18 protein-coding genes are annotated in these 19890 nt (G+C 63.6%); 11 read left to right on the forward strand and 7 right to left on the reverse strand.

Features of this window, described 5'->3' with window-relative positions:
- Position 1: 1 nt before the first annotated feature.
- Positions 2 to 895, reverse strand: a complete 894-nt coding sequence (locus tag AC0L3C_RS03730) for a branched-chain amino acid ABC transporter permease (RefSeq protein WP_473407201.1) — start codon at positions 893 to 895, stop codon at positions 2 to 4.
- A gap of 83 nt (positions 896 to 978) precedes the next feature.
- Between AC0L3C_RS03730 and AC0L3C_RS03735 the strand changes: the two genes are divergently transcribed.
- Positions 979 to 1344 (forward strand): endonuclease domain-containing protein, encoded by a 366-nt coding sequence (locus AC0L3C_RS03735; protein WP_473407202.1) that lies wholly within the window; start codon positions 979 to 981, stop codon positions 1342 to 1344.
- Positions 1345 to 1412: 68 nt separating this feature from the next.
- Here the strand turns inward: AC0L3C_RS03735 and AC0L3C_RS03740 are convergent, their stop codons facing one another.
- Both AC0L3C_RS03740 and AC0L3C_RS03745 read right to left on the reverse strand, forming a co-directional pair.
- A complete protein-coding gene (locus AC0L3C_RS03740; protein WP_473407203.1) occupies positions 1413 to 3344 on the reverse strand; it encodes an AMP-binding protein in 1932 nt (643 codons plus the stop codon).
- Positions 3341 to 4162, reverse strand: a complete 822-nt coding sequence (locus AC0L3C_RS03745) for an ABC transporter ATP-binding protein (RefSeq protein ID WP_007601963.1) — start codon at positions 4160 to 4162, stop codon at positions 3341 to 3343. Before AC0L3C_RS03745 ends, AC0L3C_RS03740 begins: the two co-directional genes overlap by 4 nt.
- Positions 4163 to 4494: 332 nt before the next feature.
- On the opposite strand from AC0L3C_RS03745, the gene AC0L3C_RS03750 reads away from it, so the two are divergent.
- Positions 4495 to 5169, forward strand: coding sequence for a Crp/Fnr family transcriptional regulator (locus AC0L3C_RS03750; protein WP_473407204.1), 675 nt, complete (start codon positions 4495 to 4497; stop codon positions 5167 to 5169).
- Here AC0L3C_RS03750 and AC0L3C_RS03755 read toward each other — a convergent pair.
- Both AC0L3C_RS03755 and AC0L3C_RS03760 read right to left on the reverse strand, forming a co-directional pair.
- Positions 5166 to 6428 carry an MFS transporter gene (locus AC0L3C_RS03755; protein WP_473407205.1) on the reverse strand — a complete coding sequence of 421 codons (1263 nt, stop codon included), beginning with the start codon at positions 6426 to 6428 and terminating at the stop codon, positions 5166 to 5168. The two genes, AC0L3C_RS03750 and AC0L3C_RS03755, sit on opposite strands and share 4 nt — an antisense overlap.
- A 127-nt stretch (positions 6429 to 6555) precedes the next feature.
- Entirely contained in the window at positions 6556 to 7395 is an 840-nt protein-coding gene (locus AC0L3C_RS03760) for a uroporphyrinogen-III synthase (RefSeq protein WP_473407206.1), read from the reverse strand.
- A gap of 156 nt (positions 7396 to 7551) precedes the next feature.
- Between AC0L3C_RS03760 and purU the strand changes: the two genes are divergently transcribed.
- Entirely contained in the window at positions 7552 to 8415 is an 864-nt protein-coding gene (gene purU, locus AC0L3C_RS03765; protein ID WP_085348724.1) for a formyltetrahydrofolate deformylase, read from the forward strand.
- Between the two features lie 39 nt (positions 8416 to 8454).
- Here the strand turns inward: purU and AC0L3C_RS03770 are convergent, their stop codons facing one another.
- On the reverse strand, positions 8455 to 8739 hold the full coding sequence (locus AC0L3C_RS03770) for a hypothetical protein (RefSeq protein ID WP_473407207.1): 285 nt from the start codon (positions 8737 to 8739) through the stop codon (positions 8455 to 8457).
- Positions 8740 to 9263: 524 nt separating this feature from the next.
- On the opposite strand from AC0L3C_RS03770, the gene AC0L3C_RS03775 reads away from it, so the two are divergent.
- The 6 genes from AC0L3C_RS03775 to AC0L3C_RS03800 all read left to right on the forward strand — a co-directional run bounded on the left by AC0L3C_RS03775 (position 9264) and on the right by AC0L3C_RS03800 (position 15124).
- Complete coding sequence (locus AC0L3C_RS03775; RefSeq protein ID WP_473407208.1) at positions 9264 to 10454, forward strand: ABC transporter substrate-binding protein; 1191 nt, start codon at positions 9264 to 9266, stop codon at positions 10452 to 10454.
- Between the two features lie 164 nt (positions 10455 to 10618).
- Positions 10619 to 11488 carry a branched-chain amino acid ABC transporter permease gene (locus tag AC0L3C_RS03780; protein WP_007612509.1) on the forward strand — a complete coding sequence of 290 codons (870 nt, stop codon included), beginning with the start codon at positions 10619 to 10621 and terminating at the stop codon, positions 11486 to 11488.
- Positions 11489 to 11496: 8 nt separating this feature from the next.
- Positions 11497 to 12525 carry a branched-chain amino acid ABC transporter permease gene (locus AC0L3C_RS03785; RefSeq protein ID WP_473407209.1) on the forward strand — a complete coding sequence of 343 codons (1029 nt, stop codon included), beginning with the start codon at positions 11497 to 11499 and terminating at the stop codon, positions 12523 to 12525.
- Positions 12522 to 13277, forward strand: coding sequence for an ABC transporter ATP-binding protein (locus AC0L3C_RS03790; protein WP_473407210.1), 756 nt, complete (start codon positions 12522 to 12524; stop codon positions 13275 to 13277). Before AC0L3C_RS03785 ends, AC0L3C_RS03790 begins: the two co-directional genes overlap by 4 nt.
- Positions 13270 to 13986 (forward strand): ABC transporter ATP-binding protein, encoded by a 717-nt coding sequence (locus AC0L3C_RS03795; protein ID WP_473407211.1) that lies wholly within the window; start codon positions 13270 to 13272, stop codon positions 13984 to 13986. The genes AC0L3C_RS03790 and AC0L3C_RS03795 overlap by 8 nt, the downstream gene beginning before the upstream one ends.
- Before the next feature lie 19 nt (positions 13987 to 14005).
- Positions 14006 to 15124, forward strand: coding sequence for a cobalamin-independent methionine synthase II family protein (locus AC0L3C_RS03800; RefSeq protein WP_473407212.1), 1119 nt, complete (start codon positions 14006 to 14008; stop codon positions 15122 to 15124).
- A gap of 177 nt (positions 15125 to 15301) precedes the next feature.
- On the opposite strand, the gene AC0L3C_RS03805 is transcribed toward AC0L3C_RS03800, so the two are convergent.
- A complete protein-coding gene (locus tag AC0L3C_RS03805; protein ID WP_473407213.1) occupies positions 15302 to 17020 on the reverse strand; it encodes a caspase family protein in 1719 nt (572 codons plus the stop codon).
- A 170-nt stretch (positions 17021 to 17190) separates the two neighbouring features.
- Between AC0L3C_RS03805 and AC0L3C_RS03810 the strand changes: the two genes are divergently transcribed.
- Complete coding sequence (locus AC0L3C_RS03810; RefSeq protein ID WP_473407380.1) at positions 17191 to 18546, forward strand: hypothetical protein; 1356 nt, start codon at positions 17191 to 17193, stop codon at positions 18544 to 18546.
- Positions 18547 to 18606: 60 nt separating this feature from the next.
- Entirely contained in the window at positions 18607 to 19803 is a 1197-nt protein-coding gene (gene metK, locus AC0L3C_RS03815; protein WP_247290184.1) for a methionine adenosyltransferase, read from the forward strand.
- The last annotated feature ends 87 nt before the right edge of the window (positions 19804 to 19890 follow it).

The raw sequence follows: 19890 nt of genomic DNA on the forward strand, positions 1-19890 counted from the left end.
ATCAGATCCGTTCGATGTCGTGGGTGCCGAACAGGCCGTAGGGCTTGATCATCAGCACGATGATGAGGACGTAAAACGGCGCGATCTCGTAGAGATTGCCCCAGTGAAGATACTCGCTGTCGACATATTGGGCGATGTTCTCGAGGAGCCCGATGATGATGCCGCCGAGCACGGCGCCGCCGACGGAATCGAGCCCGCCGAGGATCGCAGCCGGAAACACCTTTATGCCGTAAGCGGCAAGGCCCGAGGATACGCCGTTCACGACGGCGACGACGACGCCTGCCACCGCCGACACCGTTGCGGAGATGGCCCAAGCCATCGCGAACACGCTCTTCACGGAAATGCCAAGCGATTGCGCGACCTGCTGGTTGAACGCGGTGGCGCGCATCGCGAGGCCGTACTTTGAGGCGCGGAAGAACCAGGCCATGCCGATCATCATCGCGATCGAGACCACGAGGCTCATGACATAGACGGTCTGGATCTGAAGCCCGAACAGGCTGACGGACTGGCTCTCGAACACGCGCGGGAATGGCTGCGGATTGACGCCGAACATCCATTTCAGCGTCGCCTGCAGCACGGTGGACAGGCCGATCGTGACCATGATGACTGAGATGATGGGTTCGCCGATCATCGGCCGCAGAATCAGGACTTGCACCGCGATTCCGAACACGAACATGAACACCAGCGTCATCGGCATGCCGATCCAGAACGGCACCTGGTACTTCGCGAGCAAGGTCCAGCACACCCAGGCGCCGACGAGCAAGAGCTCGCCCTGCGCGAAATTGACGACCTGGCTAGCCTTGTAGATCAGCACAAACGACATCGCGACCACGCCATAGAGCGTGCCGACCACGAGGCCGTTGACCAGGAGCTGGATGAGGAAGGCGGTGTTCATGTGATATGCTGTCCTTCGCCTCTCCCCGCTTGCGGGGAGAGGCCGACGCGCGTTACGCGCGGCGGGTGAGGGGGAGCCTCCGCATGCGCGGTGCCAATGAGTCCAAGACCGGGCGCGCGAGAAGCCTGCGAGCCGCGTTGACGGACGCGGAAGGAAAACTCTGGTATCGACTGCGCGCCCGCAGGCTGAACGGTTACAAATTGGTCCGGCAGGAGCCGATCGGGCCGTACACCGTCGACTTCATTTGCCGCGAAGCTCGCCTGGTCATTGAAGTGGACGGTGGTCAACACGCCGACAGTGCGCACGACGCAGTGCGGGATAAATGGCTGGTCGACCGCAACTACCGGATCCTGCGGTTCTGGAATAACGACGTTTCGAGCAATTTGGTCAGCGTTCTCGAAACGATCGTCACCGCCCTCGCGGAGGCTCCCCCTCACCCGGATCGCTGACGCGCTCCGGCCTCTCCCCGCAAGCGGGGAGAGGCGAAGGGCAGCACCGTTTGCGACGGTAGACTGGCTCACTCTGCGGCCTCCGCCATGTGCCCGTGCCCGCCCAGGTCCACAACTCTCAGCGTTGTACGTACGCGCTGCGTGGTGCCGTCCTGGAAGCGGATCACGGTGTCCACGGGGATGTCGGCCTGGCCGCGGTAGATCGCGTCGATGATGCCTTCGTATTTCTCGTTGATGACGCTGCGGCGCACTTTCCGCGTGCGGGTGAGCTCGCCGTCGTCGGCGTCGAGCTCCTTGTAGAGCAGCAGGAAACGGGAGATGCGCTGCGCCGGCGGCAGTGTGACGTTGACGGTCTCGACCTCCTTGCGGAGCAGCGCGTAGACCTCGGGCCGTGAGGCGAGGTCGCTGTAAGTCGTGAACGAGAGCCGGTTCTTCTCCGCCCATTTGGAGATGATGGAGTAGCGAATGCAGATCATAGCCGCGAGCGCGTCGCGGCCTGCACCGAGTACCACGGCTTCCGCGATATAAGGCGAGAACTTCAGCTTGTTCTCGATGAATTGCGGCGAGAAGCGCTCGCCGCGCGAGGTCTCGGCGAGATCCTTGATGCGATCGATGACCACGAGCTGGCGATTCGCGTTGAAATAGCCGGCGTCGCCGGACAGCATCCAGCCATCCCTGAGGTCAGCGACGCTCGCCTCCGGGTTCTTGTAGTAGCCGAGGAACATGTTGGGATGCCGCACCACGATCTCGCCGACACCGTGAACGTCGGCATTGTCGATGCGGATTTCGATGCTGTCGGCCATCGGCACGCCGGTGGTGTCGGGATCGACCTTGCCTGCAGGATGCAGCGTGTAGGCCCCCAGCAGCTCGGTCTGGCCGTAGAGCGTGCGCAGCGGCACGCCCATGGCCTGGAAGAACTTGAATGTCTCGGGCCCGAGTGCCGCGCCGCCGGTTGCGGCTGAACGCAGCCGGGTGAATCCGAGGCGGTCGCGCAATGCACGGAACAGGATCGCGTCGGCAAAGCCGGAACGCTCGCCCTGTTCGAGCGCGGCAAGCCCGCTCTTCATGCCGATGTCGAACAGCCTTTGCTTGAAAGGCGTTGCGTCCATCACCCTGGCGCGGACGTCGGCGGCGATCGATTCCCACACGCGCGGCGCAAACAGGACAAACGTCGGTGCGATCTCGCGCAGGTCGTTCATCATGGTCTCGGGCTCTTCGACGAAGTTGATCTTCATCCGGCACAAGAGGCCTTTGCCGAGTACATAGACCTGTTCCATGATCCAGGGCAGCGGAAGCACCGACACGTACTCGTCATCCGGCCCCTTCGGGTCGAAAGCGAGATACGTCGCGCAATGGCCGAGCACGCGGCCGGCGGCGAGCATCGCGAGTTTTGGATGCGAGGTGGTGCCTGACGTCGTGCAGAGGATCGCGACGTCCTCGCCCTTGGTCGCGTCCACCAGCCGGTCGTAAAGTTCCGGTTCGCGCGTAGCCCGCGCCCGGCCGAGTTCGGCAAACGTCTCCGCCGACATCAAACGCGGATCATCGTATTTCCGCATGCCGCGTGGATCGGAATAGATGATGTGCTTCAGCTTTGGGACGCGGTCGGCGAGCGCGAGCAGCTTATCGACCTGCTCCTCGTCCTCGGCGAAAACGAGCTGCGCCTCGCCATAATTGAGGAGATACGAGGCTTCTTCGTCGAGCACGTCGCGGTAGAGCCCGAGGCTCAAGCCTCCAACCGCATGAGTGGCGATTTCCGCCGCGACCCAGTCCGGCCGGTTGTCGCCGATGATGCCTATGACGTCCTGGCGCCCAAGGCCCAGTTCGACGAGACCGAGCGCGAAATCGCGCACCCGCCTCTGGTAGGCGTTCCAGGTGAACGGGCGCCACAGCCCAAGATCCTTCTCGCGCAGCGCAATCTCGTTGCCGTACTCCTTCGCATTGAGCCGGAGCATCTTCGGATAGGTGTCGGCCTGCGCGACGCGGCCTGCGTAATCCATCATGCCGCGCTCTCCTGCGCTGGCGGCGCATCGTCAGGGTCGACCAGCACCTCGTCCTCTTCGCCGAGATAGGCGCGCCTGACGTGGGGATCAGCGAGCACGGCGGCCGGATCGCCCTCGGCGATCTTGCGGCCGAAATCCAGCACCATGACGCGGTGGGAGATGTCCATCACCACGCCCATGTCGTGCTCGATCATCACCACGGTCATGCCGAACTCCTCGTTGAGATCGACGATGTAGCGGGCCATGTCCTCCTTCTCCTCGAAGTTCATGCCGGCCATCGGCTCGTCGAGGAGAATGAGGCGCGGCTCCAGTGCCATGGCACGGGCGAGCTCGACGCGCTTGCGCAAGCCGTAGGAGAGGGTGCCGGCCGGCGCCTTTCGCACCGACTGGAGGTCGAGGAAATCGATGATCTCCTCGACCTTGCGGCGGTGCTCGAGCTCTTCCTTGCGCGCGCCGGTGAGCCAGTACAGTGAGCCCGTGAGGAAATTGTTCTTCAGGAGGTGATGGCGGCCGACCATGATGTTGTCGAGCACGCTCATGTGGTGGAACAGCGCCAGGTTCTGGAAGGTGCGGCCGATGCCGAGCGAAGCGCGCGCGTTTGGCGTCAGGCCGGTGATGTCGCGGCCCTGGTAGAACAACTGGCCTTCGGTCGGCTTGTAGCGGCCGGAAATACAGTTCACGATCGAGGTCTTACCGGCGCCGTTGGGACCGATGATCGAGAACAGCTCGCCTTCCCTGATGGCGAAGCCGACATCGGTCAGCGCACGAACGCCGCCGAATCGCAAGGACACGCCGCGCACTTCAAGACTGGTAGCCACCAAACAGATCCCTCCCGGTGATGGCGCATTCAGTGGCGCTCTTCGTCCGTTCTGTCGGGCGATCCTAGTACGACCGTGCCGGTGAGGCCATGCAGCAGATGGTCTCGACCGGAGCCGCGCCACTCTCGTTCCCGTTTGGGATCAAAAGCCGCATCGCCCGAGGTGGTCCTCAATAGGGGAAAGCGCTATTTTGAAATGTCTCCCGCCTGACAATTCTGCGACAAAGTTTTCGGGTGGAAGCAATCTCCGTCTTTCGTCGGATGGTAGTCGAAACGGTCATGCTGCGTTGCAGCAGAACAGGAGTAACGAACGGTGCGGCTGGCTTCGGGTTCATGATTTCAGAGGATCAACTGAAGCGCGTCGCTGCCTGGTCGCGCGAGCTCACGCCAGCAGAGATCGCGGTCGCTCGTGGCGGGATCACGGAGCGGTCTTACGGCACCGGCGAGACCGTCTTCATGCGCGGCGATACGTTCGACTATTGGGCCGGCATGGTCTTCGGCCTTGCCCGGATGGGCGGAGTCTCACGCGACGGCAAGGAGACGAGTCTTGCCGGGCTGACGGCGGGGGCCTGGTTCGGCGAAGGCAGCGTGCTCAAGAACGAGCCGCGCCGCTATGACGTGGTCGCGCTGCGCAACAGCCGCGTCGCGCTAATGGAACGCAGCGCCTTCATGTGGCTGTTCGAGAACAGCGTCGGCTTCAACCGTTTCCTGGTGCGCCAGCTCAACGAGCGGCTCGGCCAGTTCATCGGGATGCTCGAGGTCAATCGCACACTGGATGCGACTGCGCGGCTTGCCCGCAGCATTGCCTCGCTGTTCAATCCGATCCTCTATCCGGAGTCCACGGCGCATCTGGAGATCACCCAGGAAGAGATCGGCGCGCTTTCCGGCATGTCCCGCCAGAATGCCAACCGCGCGCTGAACCGGCTGGAGAAAGAGGGCTTGCTCCGGTTGGAATATGGCGGCGTCACCATCCTCGATATCGAGCGGTTGCGCGGGTACGGGGATTAGCGCGCATTCGCGGGGGCGTGCACCGGCCAGAGGTCGGCGCGCCAGCGCACCGCGATCGCCATCATTGCGGTGAACCCCGATACGGCATAGAGCGCCCCCGTCGCGGAATAGCCGATGACGTCGATCAGGCTGCCGGCCGCGAGTAATCCGAGCGGCAGACCGTAGATCACCATCATGCGCACGCCCATCACGCGACCGCGAAGGTGTGCGCTGGCCGTGCGCATCAGGATGACGGCAGCTGATATCATCGACATGCTCTGGGCGATGCCGGCGAGCACCAGGCAGGCCATCGCCACCGGCATGGTCCTGATCTCGACGAATACCAGCAGCATGGCGTACCAGGCCAGCGTCGCGCCGATCAGAAGCCGGGCGATGCGCAATCCGCTGACGAGGCTGAGCGTGATGGAGCCGATCAGTGAGCCGACGGCGAAGCTCGCGGAGAGATAACCGAGGCCGGTCTGGTCGGTGTGAAAGATCTCCCGCGCGATGTAGGGCAGCAATCCGCCGGTGAAAGGAAATGCGGTCAGGTTGGCGAGGAAGGCGACGCACAGCGCCGCGCGCATTCCCGGGCCATTCCAGGCGTAGACGATCCCTTCCTTCAGATCGCCCAGCAATCTCGAAACGGCACGACTGTCTGCCGGAAGATGAGTTGTGGCAATGGTCCTTTCCGGCCGGGTCAGGCAGAGCATGAGCAGCGCGGCCGCGAGATAGAGGCAGACGATCACCACGTAAACGAGGCCAATGCCGAGGACGGCAAACAGTCCGGCCCCTGTCAACGCGCCGGCGATGCGCGCGCTGTCCTGGGTCGTGCGCGCAACGCTGATGGCGCCCACCAGTTGCTCGCTCGGCATGATCTCGGCAAGCAGCGCACCGCGAACACCGAGGTCCGAAGGGCGAATCAGGCCCATGATCGCGACGATGATCATGACGCTTGGCGGTGTCAGGTGACCGGTCAGCGCCAGGGTCATGATGGTCGATGCCAGCACCATATAGGCAAGACGCATCGCGACCAGGAGATCGCGATGACCCATGCGGTCGCCGATCATGCCGAACACCGGCGCCACCAATGTCCCGACGAACTGGAGCGACGCAAGCACGGTGAGCAGCAGCACCGAGCCGGTCTCGACCATGATGTACCAGCCGAGCACCAGCGTCTCGATCTCGAATGCCCAGGAGGTGAGCAGATCGGACGGCCACTGGAAGCGATAATTGCGGATGCGAAATGGCGCGAGCGCGGAAAGGCGTATGGTCGTGCTCAAGTCTCGACGACGGGTATCACGGCGATTCCCTGCCCTTGTTATTCGTTTTTTCTGATCGCAGGGTAACCTCGGCGATGTCCGTGTCAATCGGCGCTGCCGCATGGTGCCATGCTCGCCGAGGACGCGATCAACGCGCGGAAGCTCGCTTCCGCTCCGCGAGTGCCGCAGCCATGGCCGAGATCAGGGGCCGCATGAAATAGGCTTCGTCCGCCGGCGAGACGTCCGTGCGCAAACCAAGTGCGGTAAGCTCGCCCGAGACCGCCGGCCCGACGGACGCGATCAGCGTCCGATCGAGCCCCGCGCGCAGCTTCGCCTCGCTGCCGTGGGCTCTCGCAGCTTCGATGAGCCGTCGGACCTGGCCGAGATTGGTCAGCGCGATCGAATCGATTCGCCCTTCGGCCATCTCGTCGATCGCGGTGACGATGTTGGCATCCGCCGCCTTTGAATCGTAGGCATAAGGCAGCACGGCATCGACATCGGCATCTTGTGCGGCAAGCGCATCGATAAGCGCACTGTGATCCTTGTCGGGATAGAGCTGGAGGCCGAGGCGATGCCCCTTCAGGTCGAGCTTGCGCAACATCTCGATCACGCCCTCGGTGGTCGGCTTCTCCGTGGTCTGCTGCGCCTCGAGCCCGACTTCGCGCAGTGCCTTGCCAGGCTTCGGGCCACGGGTGAATTTTCGCGATCTGGCAAGCGCCGCCACGAGGGCCTGATCGAGACCCCGTGCGACGGCGAGCTTCATGATCCGCCGCAGCCCTTCGCCGGTCATCAGCACGAGATCGTCGAAGGGCTTGTCGATGGCGCGGCGGATCCAGGCCTCGACCGGGGCGGGGTCCGGTGCATCCTGGATGGTGAACATCGGGCATTGCACGACCTCGGCGCCTTGCTCGGCCAGCAGCTTCGAAAACTGCGCCTCCTCGCGCGTTTCCAGGATCAGGATGCGGGTGCCGTTCAAGCGGTCGGCCATGAGCCTACTCCGGTCAGTCAAAGCAATCGTATGTTCATCCTGACTCCACGGTCGGGATTGGCGCAAGGTGGGGTCGGTGATAGAGCAGGGCGCAAATCGCGGGTCGTTCCGCAGCCGCTGCCCAAACCTTCATCAAGGCCCATTGTTTCAAAGACCATGCCAGATCATCAATATGTCCTGACCCTGTCCTGTCCGGATCGTCCCGGCATCGTCTCGGCGGTGTCGACCTTCCTGGCGAATTCCGGACAGAACATCCTCGACGCCCAACAGTTCGACGACACCGAGACCAACAAGTTCTTCATGCGGGTGGTGTTCACCGCTGCCGATCTCGCCGTGGAGCTTTCGGCACTCCAGACCGGCTTTGCCGCGATCGCCGAGCGCTTCGGAATGGAATGGCAGATGCGCGATCGGGCTGCGCATCGCAAGGTGATGCTGCTGGTGTCGAAGTCCGATCACTGCCTGGTCGACATCCTCTATCGCTGGCGCACGGGCGAGCTGCCGATGACTTTGGCGGCAATCGTCTCCAATCATCCGCGCGAGGTTTATGATGGGCTCGATTTCGGCGGGGTTCCGTTCCACTATCTGCCTGTTACAAAAGAGACCAAGCGCGAGCAGGAGGCGCAGATCCTCGATCTCGTCGCCAAGACCGGGACGGATCTCGTCGTGCTCGCCCGCTATATGCAGATATTGTCTGACGATCTCTCGGCTAACCTGTCGGGACGCTGCATCAACATCCACCACTCGTTCCTGCCGGGTTTCAAGGGCGCAAAACCCTATCACCAGGCCCATGAGCGTGGTGTCAAGCTGATCGGCGCCACTGCACATTACGTCACGCGCGACCTCGACGAGGGCCCGATCATCGACCAGGACGTCGAGCGCATCAGCCATCGCGACACGCCTGAGGATCTTGTCCGAAAGGGCCGCGACATCGAGCGCCGCGTGCTGGCGCGCGCGATCCGCTACCATCTCAACGACCGCGTCATCCTCAACGGCCGCAAGACCGTCGTGTTCGTGGACTGATTTGCTTCACCTCTCGCCGCAAGCGGCGAGGGGCGCGTCCTAGCGCACCGCGCTGCCGGACGCTGAGCCCGTCACGCCCTTCTGCGCCTGCTCTTCCTTTTCGCGATCCGCTGCCGGCATCAGCCGCCTGCGCTCGCGCTCCTTCATGTAAGCATCGTATTGCGGGGTGCCCGCTCGCGGCGGGGCGTCCGCCGGCAAGCCGCCGGCCCATTGCGGGACGTAGTCGCCCATGCCCGACGAGAGCTTTTCGTTGACGGTACCGCAGCCGGACAGGCCCGCGGAGAGGGCGAGGAGGATCAGGAGGAAACGAGAGGATCTGGGCATTGTACGGAGGCGAGGTCAGTCGTGTTGGACGCCAGGTCAGGCTGTCGCCGGGAGAGTAGCCTTCAACAAGGTAAAATAGACTTATTCGAGGTAGGTAATTAGCTACCGAGTCTTGCCTGGCCCCAAGCCGTGCCGTGTTCAAATTCTGCAAACAAAAGACGAAATCCTCCATCCACCCGGCCTCCTGCGTTTGTAGACTGCGGCAAAGGGTTCGCGACAAAGTGGCTTGATCAGCAAAGAGGCTTTTTCGTTGACAGGTCCATTTTATTTGTACAATCGTACAAATGATGGCGACCGCAATCACGATGCCGGGGTTACTCAAGCGTAACCCGACATCGCTTCCGCCGTCGGCAATCGGAACGCGCGGCTTGCGCCGAATGGTCGCCAAACGTCCGATTGACAATAAGGGCGCGAAAGACGCCATGTTGCGCGCGACATCACGCGTGCGTGAGCTAGACTTAAGGCAAGGACCGGGGACTCGGTCCGGCGCACAAGAGATCAGGAATGAAGGGGAGGGACATCTGATGTTCGAACGAAAAAAACTGTCTCATAAGACTGCTTGGGCCGCAGCAGCTGCCGCCATCGCGAGCCTCGCGGCCATCGCTCCGGCCAAGGCCGAGGACAGCGTCAAGGTCGGCCTGATCCTGCCGATGACCGGCGGCCAAGCCTCGACCGGCAAGCAGATCGAGAACGCGATCAAGCTCTACATGCAGCAGAAGGGCGACACCGTCGCCGGCAAGAAAATCGAGATCATCCTCAAGGACGATGCGGCGATTCCCGACAAGACCAAGACCGCCGCGCAGGAGTTGATCGTCAACGACAAGGTCCATTTCATCGCCGGCTTCGGCGTGACGCCGGCCGCGCTCGCGGCGGCGCCGCTGGCCACGCAAGCCAAGATCCCGGAAGTCGTGATGGCCGCCGGCACCTCCATCATCACCGAGCGCTCGCCCTACATCGTGCGCACCAGCTTCACGCTGGCGCAGTCCTCCACCATCATCGCCGACTGGGCGGTGAAGAACGGCATCAAGAAGGTGGCGACCTTGACCTCGGACTACGCGCCGGGCAATGACGCGCTCAACTTCTTCAAGCAGAACTTCACCGCCGGTGGCGGCGAAGTGGTCGAAGAGGTCAAGACGCCGCTTGCCAATCCCGATTTCGCACCGTTCCTCCAGCGTATGAAGGACGCCAAGCCTGACGCGATCTTCGTGTTCGTGCCGGCCGGCCAGGGCGGCAACTTCATGAAGCAGTATGCCGAACGCGGGCTGGACAAGGCCGGCATCAAGGTGATCGGACCGGGCGACGTCACCGACGACGATCTCCTCAACAACATGGGCGACGCCGTGCTGGGCACGGTCACCGCGCACCTCTATTCCGCGGCGCATCCCTCGCAGATGAACAAGGATTTCGTCGCGGCCTATAAGAAGGCCTACGGAAACCGGCCGGGCTTCATGGCCGTGAGCGGCTATGACGGCATTCACCTGATCTACGAAGCGCTGAAGAAGACCAATGGCGACACCGATGGCACCAAGCTGGTCGAGGCCATGAAGGGCCAGAAGTGGGAGAGCCCGCGCGGCCCGATCTCGATCGACCCCGAGACCCGCGACATCGTGCAGAACATCTACATCCGGAAGGTCGAGAAGGTTGACGGCGAGCTCTACAACGTCGAGTTCGCGACCTTCGAGGCCGTCAAGGATCTCGGCAAGACCAAGAAGTGACGCACGAAAGCGCGTCATCCCGAGCGCGCATTGGCGCGCATCGGGGATCTCGCCCGCCACTCTCGTCATGCCCGGGCTGACTCGGGCATCCACGCGAGAGTCGAACCAAGAACGTGGATGGCCGGGACAAGCCCGGCCATGACGCCCAACTCCAAGCTGAGACGATGACCTCAATCCTCACTAACCTGTTCGATGGCGTTGCCTACGGCATGCTGCTGTTCGTGCTGGCTTGCGGGCTCGCGGTCACGCTCGGCCTGATGAACTTCGTCAACCTCGCCCATGGCGCCTTCGCCATGGCCGGCGGCTATGTCTGCATGGTGCTGGTCAACCGGATGGGCTGGCCGTTCTTCGCTGCGTTGCCGCTTGCCTTCGTCTCCTCTGCTGCGATCGGCATCGTGCTCGAGCGCACGCTGTACCGACACCTCTATGCGCGCAGCCATCTCGACCAAGTGCTGTTCACGATCGGCCTCACTTTCATGTCGGTCGCGGCCGTCGACTACATCCAGGGCTCCTCGCGGGTCTTCATCAACCTGCCGGCGGCGCTCCAGGGCCAGTTCGACGTGTTCGGCGTCGGCATCGGCCGCTACCGGCTGATGATCATCGTGATCTGCGGGCTGCTCACGATTGGTCTCCAGATGGTGCTGGCGAAGACGCGGTTCGGCAGCCGCCTGCGCGCCGCGGTCGACGATCCCCGCGCCGCGAGCGGCCTCGGGATCAACGTGCCGCAGGTCTTCGCCTTCACATTTGCTTTTGGCTGCGGCCTGGCCGGGCTCGGCGGCGCGCTGAGCGCCGAGATCCTCGGCCTCGACCCGTACTTTCCGCTGAAGTTCATGATCTACTTCCTGATCGTGGTCACGGTCGGCGGCTCGTCCTCGATCACCGGCCCGTTTCTCGCCTCGCTGCTGCTCGGCATCGGCGACGTCGCCGGAAAATATTACGTGCCGAAGATGGGACCTTTCGTGATCTACACCATGATGATCGTGATCCTGATCTGGCGCCCGAACGGTCTGTTCGGCCGCACGGCCGCGCGTTGAGTTCGCCGATGAGCGCCTCCTCCGACGTCGGCTATCACGCTCAGCGCCAGGCACGCTGGCACTTTGGCGAGGCCGCTTTCTGGCTGATCGTGCTGGCCTGCGGCTTCGCATTTCCCTCGCGCTACCTGATCATGACGGACATCCTGCGGCTCGCGCTGTTTGCGATGTCGCTCGATCTGATCCTCGGTTACGCCGGCATCGTCTCGCTCGGCCATGCCGCCTTCTTCGGCGTCGGCGCTTACGCGGCGGGGCTTCTTGCGCTGCACGGGATCATCAACGAGCCCGTGCTTGCGCTTGTCGTCGCCGGGCTTGTGGCGATGGTGCTCGGCTTCGCCACCAGCTTCCTGGTGATCCGCGGCGTCGACCTGACGCGGCTGATGGTGACGCTTGGCATCGCGTTGCTGCTTGAGGCGCTGGCCGAACGCTTCTCCAACATCACCGGCGGCACTGACGGTCTGCAGGGTATCGAGATGCAGCCGATCTTCGGCGAGATCCCGTTCGACATGTTCGGCAAGACCGGCTTCTTCTACTCGCTTGCCGTTCTGTTCCTGTTGTTCCTGTTCGCCCGCCGGGTCGTGCATTCGCCGTTCGGCCTGTCATTGCGGGCGATCAAGAACAATCCGCTGCGCGCGGCTGCGATCGGCATTCCCGTCAACCGCCGCCTGATTGCGATCTACACGCTCGCGGCGTTCTATGCCGGCATCGCAGGCGCACTGTTCACCCAGACCACCGCAATCGCCTCGCTCGACGTGTTCGCCTTCGAGCGCTCCGCGGACCTGATGCTGGTCCTCGTGATCGGCGGCACCGGCTATCTCTACGGCGGACTGATTGGCGCGGTGCTGTTCCGCATGCTCCAGGAATTGTTCTCCACCATCACTCCGCAATACTGGCAGTTCTGGATCGGCCTCGTGCTGGTCGTGATCGTCCTGGTCGGTCGCCAGCGCCTGCATCGCTGGATGCTGTATGTGCCCAATCTGGTCATCAGGCAGATAGCCGGGCGCAAGGCCGTCGTCGCCGTGCCGGAGAGCGACGCATGACCATCGCGCTCGAAACCCAGAATCTCGAAAAGCAGTTCGGCGGTCTGCGCGTCACCCGCGACTTGTCGCTAAAAATCGAACAAGGCGCCCGCCACGCGCTGATCGGCCCGAACGGCGCCGGCAAGACCACGGTCATCAACCAGCTCACCGGCGTGCTCAAGCCGAACTCGGGCCGCATCCTGCTCGAAGGCCAGGACATCACCGATCTGCCCGTGCACAAGCGCGTGTTGCGCGGCTTGTCGCGTACCTTCCAGATCAACCAGCTCTATCCCGACCTGACCCCGCTCGAGACCATCGGTCTCGCTGTCTCCGAGCGCCTCGGCCATGGCGGCGACTGGTGGCGGCGGATGGGTACGCGCAGCGACGTCAACGGCGAGATCGCCGACCTCCTGACGCGCTTCCACCTGCTCGACGTCATGAACGAACTGACCGTGACGCTGCCTTACGGCAAGCAGCGCCTGCTCGAGATCGCGGTCGCGATCGCCGCCAAGCCGCGCGTGCTGCTGCTGGATGAGCCCGCCGCCGGCGTGCCCGAGAGCGAGCGCCACGACATTCTCGCCGTCGTCGGCAGCCTGCCCCGCGACGTCACCGTGCTACTGATCGAGCACGACATGGACCTCGTGTTCTCCTTTGCCGACCGCATCTCTGTCCTGGTCTCCGGTGCGCTGCTCACAGAAGGCCCGCCCGAGCAGGTCGCGCGCGACCCGCAGGTCAAGGCGGTCTATCTCGGCGAGGAGGCGGTCAATGTCTGACCTGCTCGCGATCGACTCGCTTCGCGCCGGCTACGGCGAGGCAGTGGTGCTGCCGAACATGTCCCTGCGTCTCGCCGAAGGCCAGGTGCTGGCGCTGTTGGGGCGCAACGGCACCGGCAAGACAACGCTGATCAATTCGATCGTCGGCGTCACCCGTCGCTTCTCCGGCACCGTCGGGCTGGCTGGCACCGACGTCACGATCTTGCGGCCGGACCAGCGGGCGCGCGCCGGGATCGGCTGGGTGCCGCAGGAGCGCAATATCTTCCGCTCGCTCACGGTGGAGGAGAACATGTCCGCAGTGGCCCAGCCCGGTCCCTGGACCGTCGAGAGGGTCTACGAGATGTTCCCGCGGTTGAAGGAGCGGCGGAGCAATTTTGGCAACCAGCTCTCCGGCGGTGAGCAGCAGATGTTGGCAATCGGCCGCGCGCTGACCCTAAATCCGAAAGTGCTTCTCCTGGACGAGCCGACCGAGGGCCTTGCCCCCATCATTGTCGAGGAGCTCTTGAAGGCGATCGGGGCCATTGCCCGGGCGGGCGGCATCTGCTCGATCATCGTCGAGCAGAATGCCCAAAAGATTCTGGGGCTGGCCGACCGTGTTGTGATATTGGAGCGCGGAACGATCGTCCACGACGCCCCGAGCGCCGCGCTGAAGGCCGACCCGTCGGTCCTCGAGCGCCACCTCGGCGTTGCAGGGGCGGCGGCCCACTAAAAATAACTGGGAGTAAGAAATGCAACGAACCAAAGCCCCCTTCCGCGCCGACGAGGTCGGCAGCCTCTTGCGCCCCGCCAAGATCAAGGAAGCCCGCGCGAGGCTGGAGAAGGGCGAGATCTCGGCCGACGATCTGCGCAAGATCGAGGACATGGAGATCGAGAAGGTCGTGCACAAGCAGGCCTCGCTCGGCCTGAAGCTCGCAACCGACGGCGAATTCCGCCGCTCCTGGTGGCATTTCGACTTCCTGGCCAAGCTCACCGGCTGCGAGCTGTTCCATCCTGACTCCGGCATTCAGTTCGCAGGCGTGCAGACTCGGCACGACGCGGTCCGCGTGATCGGCAAGCTCGATTTCCCCGATGACCATCCGATGCTGGACCACTTCCGCTTCCTGAAGAAGGTCGCCGACCAGGCCCACGTCACCGCCAAGATGACGATCCCGTCGCCGGCGGTGCTGCATTTCCGGGGCGGCCGCAAGGCGATCTCCAAGGACGTCTATCCCGATCTCGACGCCTTCTACGAAGACCTCGGCAAGACCTATCGCAAGGCCGTGAAGGCGTTCTACGACGCCGGCTGCCGCTATCTCCAGTTCGACGACACCGTGTGGGCGTATCTTTGCTCGCCGGACGAATTGCAGAAGGCGCGCGAGCGGGGCGACAATCCCGAGGGTCTCCAGCAGATCTATGCGCGCATCATCAACTACGCGCTGGCCGAAAAGCCCGCCGACATGGTGGTGACGACGCATGTCTGCCGCGGCAATTTCCGTTCGACCTGGATTTCGTCAGGCGGCTACGAGCCGGTTGCCGAGACCATGCTCGCCGGCACCAATTACGACGGCTATTTCCTCGAATACGACAGCGACCGTGCCGGTGGCTTCGAGCCGCTGCGCTTCCTGCCCAAGGGTAACAAGGTTGTCGTGGTCGGCGTCATCACCTCGAAGTTCGGTGAACTCGAGAAGAGGGATGACATCAAGCGCCGTCTCGAGGAAGCCGCCAAGTTCGCGCCGTTGGAGCAGCTTGCACTCTCTCCTCAGTGCGGTTTTGCCTCGACGGAGGAGGGCAACGTCCTCTCCGAAGAGGAGCAGTGGGCCAAGCTCAGCCTCGCCGTGGAGATCGCGAAGGAAGTGTGGGGCAACTGACGCACAGATCAGTGCGACCCTGGCCTCGCTCGTGTCCCGGACGCCCTGTAACGCTTTAGCGTTGCGGCGCAGAGCCGAGACCCGGAAGGGCACGAACTGCACTGCGGAGACATGGGCCCCAGCTCTGCAGCGCACCGCTGAAGAAGCGCTGCGCTGCGTCCGGGGCACGAGACTATCTCACTTGTCCGCCAGATAAACCTCGCCGAGCAGCGACGAGTTCGACCACGGCACCTGCTTGTTCTTCGTGGTCGAGACCACCTCGGCCCGCACCCGCGTCAGCATCTGCTGGACTTCCAGGCCGGGCGTGCCGAGATGGCGGGAGAGCGCGGCGGAGAACGGCGAGTTGGCGCCTTCGCCGTCGAGTGCGACCTGGCCCGGCGCAGTGGCGAAAGCGATCAGCGTGCCGGCGCCGAGCGTCGCGCCGGCTCCGAGACTCGTTGGCGCTGCGAGGCCCGAGGCAGCTTCGATGGCGCGGTTAGTGCCGACTGATGCGACCTGCTGTGCCATCGGATTGTTGCGGCAGGCATCGAAGATCAAAATGTTGGTGCGGACCTGGTCGTCGAGGCCGGACATGATCGTGTCCATATCGATCATTGCGTCCGTCATCCTCGCGCCCGGCTTGAGCTCGACGTCGACGGGAATGAGATAGTTGCGGCCTTCGACCTGCACGCCGTGGCCGGCATAGTAGACCACCACGACCTGCGCCCGCGCCGCCTCCCGCAAGAAGTCACGTGTCATCTTCTGCATCGCCGCGCGGTCGAGATCGACGCCTTCCGACACAGTGAAGCCAATGTTGCGCAGGCTCTTCGCGACAGCGCGCGCGTCGTTGGGCGGATTGGGCAGTGCCTTGACATGCGCATAGGCGCCATTGCCGATGATCAGCGCCATGCGCGTGCCGCGCGCGGCGGGAGCAGGCGAGGGGAGCGGCGCGGCCCCCGTCTGCTGGGGAGCCGGTGTCTTTGCCGGCTCGGTCGTCGGTGACGGCGCATCGCGCGGGATCGGTGCACTTGCGTCGGTGACCAGCGACAGCCGCACCTTTGCGGTGGCTTGATTGGCCTTGCTGCCGGCATCGGACGCCGCGATCGCCAGCGTGGCCTTGTAGTCGTCGCTCGCGTGCGCGTAATCGCCTTTCGCCTCATAGGCCAGTGCGCGATGGGTGTAGCCCGAGATCAGGACGCTGTTCGGCGGCGTCATGATGTTGACGGGCGGCTTCTCCTTCGCAAGCCGAATCGCTTCGCTGCCGTCGGCAATCGCGCGATCGTAATCGCCTCTGACACGCCAGATCGCGGTCCGGTTGATCAGCGGCTGCGGCAGTGTCGGGTCGAGCCGGATCGCCTGGTTGATGTCGGCCAGCGCGCCGTCGAGATCGCCGAGTGCCTCCTTCGCGATGCCGCGGTTCTGGAACGAGAACGCCGATCTGGGATCGGCCTTGATCGACATATCGTAATCGGCAATGGCTTTGGCGTAGTCGCCCTTGCCGCGCCAGGCATTGCCGCGATTATGGAAGATGGTACCGCTCGGCGGACCCAGCTTCAGCGCATCGTCGAAATCGGTGATCGCGATCTCGTACTCGCCTCTGTCGTAGTAAGCCGATCCCCTGAGATTATAGGCTGCCTGGTTCGGCTGAAGCCGGATCGTTTCTGTGGCGTCGGTTATGACCTTGGCGTAATCGCCCTTCTTGTTCCAGCCCACCGCGCGCCAGAAGTAGACCGTCGCGAGCTGCTCGCCTTTGAACACCTTCAGCGCGATGATCTTGCTGCAGGCGTCGATCATCTGGTCTGCGGGCGTCGTGTCGGTGGTGCAGAGCGGCCCAAGCTGGTTGCGCGCCTGCGCAAAAGCGGGCGCCGACCACAGGATTGCGGCGAGCAGGCAGAGCGCGACGAGCGGGCGACGCATTGGCGGTGGTCCCGTTGAGGAGGCGTCTGTTGGTTGCCCGGCAGGGGAAGGTGGTTCACGGCCTCGCTTTCGTGCACATGGCAAACGGTGGGGCTCTATCCCTATTCCCTCAGTGGGCAGATTTTGCTAGGAGGCGTTACCCAACCCTTCTGCCCACTGCGTCCCACTTCATGAAGAACGACGAAATCCTAAGCCAAATCACCGAGTTCTGCCGTAAGGCGGACATGGCGGAATCGACGTTCGGCCGGCGCGCGGTGAACGATGGGAAGCTCGTGCACCGCCTGCGCGAGGGCAAGCGCATCACCATCGACACGCTGGACCGGATCCAGGCCTACATGGCCGCATCGATGGCCGGCGGCGTGCCGCCGCCGCGGGGGCTTCAGGTGCCGCCCGAAAAGCGCGATCCCCGCGGCAATTTCCGCTTTTTCGAGAACCGCCAGAAATACCTGCTGTTCGTCCACACTTGCAGTGAGAAGCGGGTCGTCGCCGAGCGCGTGGCGCTGGAGCTCGCCAGCATCCATCCCCGGCCGCCGGCGCTGCGCGTGTTCGATGCCGGCGTTGGCGACGGCACGGTGCTGGCGCGCGTGCTGCGCTCGATGCATCAGCGCTTTCCGCACATGCCGTTCTATGTCGCCGGCAAGGAGCTCAGTCTCGAGGACCTCCGCCTGACGCTGGACAAGGTGCCGGATCGCATTTTCGAGCATCCGGCCTCGGTGTTCGTTTTTACCAACATGCTCTACGCGGAGGCGCCCTGGCTCACGCCGGCATCGCCTGGGGCAGCCGCCGCGACCGTCTGGCATGAGGTTCCCCTGCGGGGGGCTTCCTCGGGCGAGTTCGAGACGCAAATTGCGGAGCTGAAGCCGTTTTTGGAGCAGAACTGGCGCGCGGCGGTCAGCCCGCGCACGGGGATGCCGCTCTATGAGCGGCCTGTCGTGCTGGTGCTCTACCGTGAAGACCAGCGATTTCTGCTCGATTCGACCATTCCACGGCCGGGCCAGGCCGAGGCCAATTTCGACCTCGTTATTGCATCCCAGCCATACCGCGCGCTGTCCTCGGTCAATTTTCGGGCAAAACGGATCATTGCGCCCCTAGCCCGGGCCTTGCGGGCGGGCGGCCGCCTGATCGGGATTCACTCCCATGGCCAGGATCCGGGCATGGAGATGATCCAGGCGATCTGGCCCGGAGAAAATCCTTTCTCGGTGAGCCGTCATGAGCTATTGCGCGCGGTGAAGTACGAGCTCGGCTCGGTGGGCCGCGACCTAAATTTTAATGCTTATGCAGATAACCGCTCGATCTTCAGGTATGATATGGAAGCGCTGCCCAACGAGGTGACGGGCACTATCGGAACCTCGACGGCCTTTGCAGCCTGGAATGCGGCGGTGTATGTGGCTCAGATTGAGGACGACCGGTTGACGGAAATGACTCAAAACGGCCGCACTCTGGATGCCGCCAGGGACGTGCTGCGAAAGTACAATGGGCTCTGGTTTCTCGACGAATCCTACGTCATCTCGCGCCGGCGTGATTGACATCATTCAAAGCTAAATATCGCAACGCCCGCCAGCTAGCGGCGGAACAAGGGGTTACTGATGCGCGCGTCCTATCTCTTCACCAGCGAGTCCGTGTCCGAAGGCCATCCGGACAAGGTGTGCGACCGGATCTCCGACGAGATCGTCGATCTGTTCTACCGCGAAGGACCGAAAGCAGGCATCGATCCCTGGCAAATCCGTGCCGCCTGCGAAACGCTCGCGACCACCAACAAGGTCGTGATCGCCGGTGAGACCCGCGGTCCCGCATCCGTCACCAACGAGCAGATCGAAGGTGTCGTGCGCGCCGCGATCAAGGACATCGGTTACGAGCAGGAAGGTTTCCACTGGCAGAAGGCCGACATCGAGATCCTGCTGCATCCCCAGTCCGCCGACATCGCGCAGGGCGTGGATGCGCTGCAGCCGGGCGAAGTCAAGGAAGAGGGCGCGGGCGACCAGGGCATCATGTTCGGCTACGCCACCAACGAGACGCCAGATCTGATGCCGGCGCCGATCTTCTACGCCCATAAGATCCTGCGCCTCATCTCGGAAGCGCGCCACTCCGGCCGCGAGAAGGTGTTGGGCCCGGACTCCAAGAGCCAGGTCACCGTGCAGTACGAGAACGGCAAGCCGGTCGGCGTGCGCGAGATCGTGGTGTCGCATCAGCATCTGGTCGAGGACATCTCGTCCAAGCAGATTCGCGACATCGTCGAGCCCTATGTGCGCGAGGCGCTGCCGAAGGATTGGATCACGGCGAAGACCATCTGGCACATCAACCCGACCGGCAAGTTCTACATCGGCGGTCCCGACGGCGATTCCGGCCTGACCGGCCGCAAGATCATCGTCGATACCTATGGTGGCGCGGCTCCGCACGGTGGCGGCGCGTTCTCCGGCAAGGATCCGACCAAGGTCGACCGCTCCGCAGCTTACGCGGCCCGCTACGTCGCCAAGAACATCGTCGCGGCCGGTCTTGCCGACCGATGCACGCTGCAGCTCGCCTACGCCATCGGCGTGGCGCGTCCGCTGTCGATCTACATCGACACCCACGGCACCGGTAAGGTGTCGGAGGATCAGCTCGAGAAGGCCGCCGCTAAGGCAATGGATCTCACCCCGCGTGGCATCCGCAGCCATCTCGATCTCAACCGCCCGATCTACGCGCGCACCTCCGCCTATGGCCATTTCGGCCGTACCCCCGACAACGAGGGCGGCTTCTCCTGGGAGAAGACCGATCTCGTCGAAGCGCTCAAGCGCGCGGTCTGATCGCCGACGTCATTCCCGGGACGCCGCCACAGCGGCGAACCCGGAATTCTTCCATCGAGATTCCGGGCCCGCCCCTCCAGGGCGACC

The sequence above is a fragment of the Bradyrhizobium sp. WSM4872 genome (assembly GCF_055811715.1).

Bases quoted from the DNA above. Each gene is read 5' to 3' on its own strand.
- AC0L3C_RS03730 (WP_473407201.1), bottom strand. From the start codon at position 895: ATGAACACCGCCTTCCTCATCCAGCTCCTGGTCAACGGCCTCGTGGTC.
- AC0L3C_RS03735 (WP_473407202.1), top strand. From the start codon at position 979: ATGCGCGGTGCCAATGAGTCCAAGACCGGGCGCGCGAGAAGCCTGCGA.
- AC0L3C_RS03740 (WP_473407203.1), bottom strand. From the start codon at position 3,344: ATGATGGATTACGCAGGCCGCGTCGCGCAGGCCGACACCTATCCGAAG.
- AC0L3C_RS03750 (WP_473407204.1), top strand. From the start codon at position 4,495: ATGATTTCAGAGGATCAACTGAAGCGCGTCGCTGCCTGGTCGCGCGAG.
- AC0L3C_RS03760 (WP_473407206.1), bottom strand. From the start codon at position 7,395: ATGGCCGACCGCTTGAACGGCACCCGCATCCTGATCCTGGAAACGCGC.
- purU (WP_085348724.1), top strand. From the start codon at position 7,552: ATGCCAGATCATCAATATGTCCTGACCCTGTCCTGTCCGGATCGTCCC.
- AC0L3C_RS03770 (WP_473407207.1), bottom strand. From the start codon at position 8,739: ATGCCCAGATCCTCTCGTTTCCTCCTGATCCTCCTCGCCCTCTCCGCG.
- AC0L3C_RS03775 (WP_473407208.1), top strand. From the start codon at position 9,264: ATGTTCGAACGAAAAAAACTGTCTCATAAGACTGCTTGGGCCGCAGCA.
- AC0L3C_RS03780 (WP_007612509.1), top strand. From the start codon at position 10,619: ATGACCTCAATCCTCACTAACCTGTTCGATGGCGTTGCCTACGGCATG.
- AC0L3C_RS03785 (WP_473407209.1), top strand. From the start codon at position 11,497: ATGAGCGCCTCCTCCGACGTCGGCTATCACGCTCAGCGCCAGGCACGC.
- AC0L3C_RS03790 (WP_473407210.1), top strand. From the start codon at position 12,522: ATGACCATCGCGCTCGAAACCCAGAATCTCGAAAAGCAGTTCGGCGGT.
- AC0L3C_RS03795 (WP_473407211.1), top strand. From the start codon at position 13,270: ATGTCTGACCTGCTCGCGATCGACTCGCTTCGCGCCGGCTACGGCGAG.
- AC0L3C_RS03800 (WP_473407212.1), top strand. From the start codon at position 14,006: ATGCAACGAACCAAAGCCCCCTTCCGCGCCGACGAGGTCGGCAGCCTC.
- AC0L3C_RS03805 (WP_473407213.1), bottom strand. From the start codon at position 17,020: ATGCGTCGCCCGCTCGTCGCGCTCTGCCTGCTCGCCGCAATCCTGTGG.
- AC0L3C_RS03810 (WP_473407380.1), top strand. From the start codon at position 17,191: ATGAAGAACGACGAAATCCTAAGCCAAATCACCGAGTTCTGCCGTAAG.
- metK (WP_247290184.1), top strand. From the start codon at position 18,607: ATGCGCGCGTCCTATCTCTTCACCAGCGAGTCCGTGTCCGAAGGCCAT.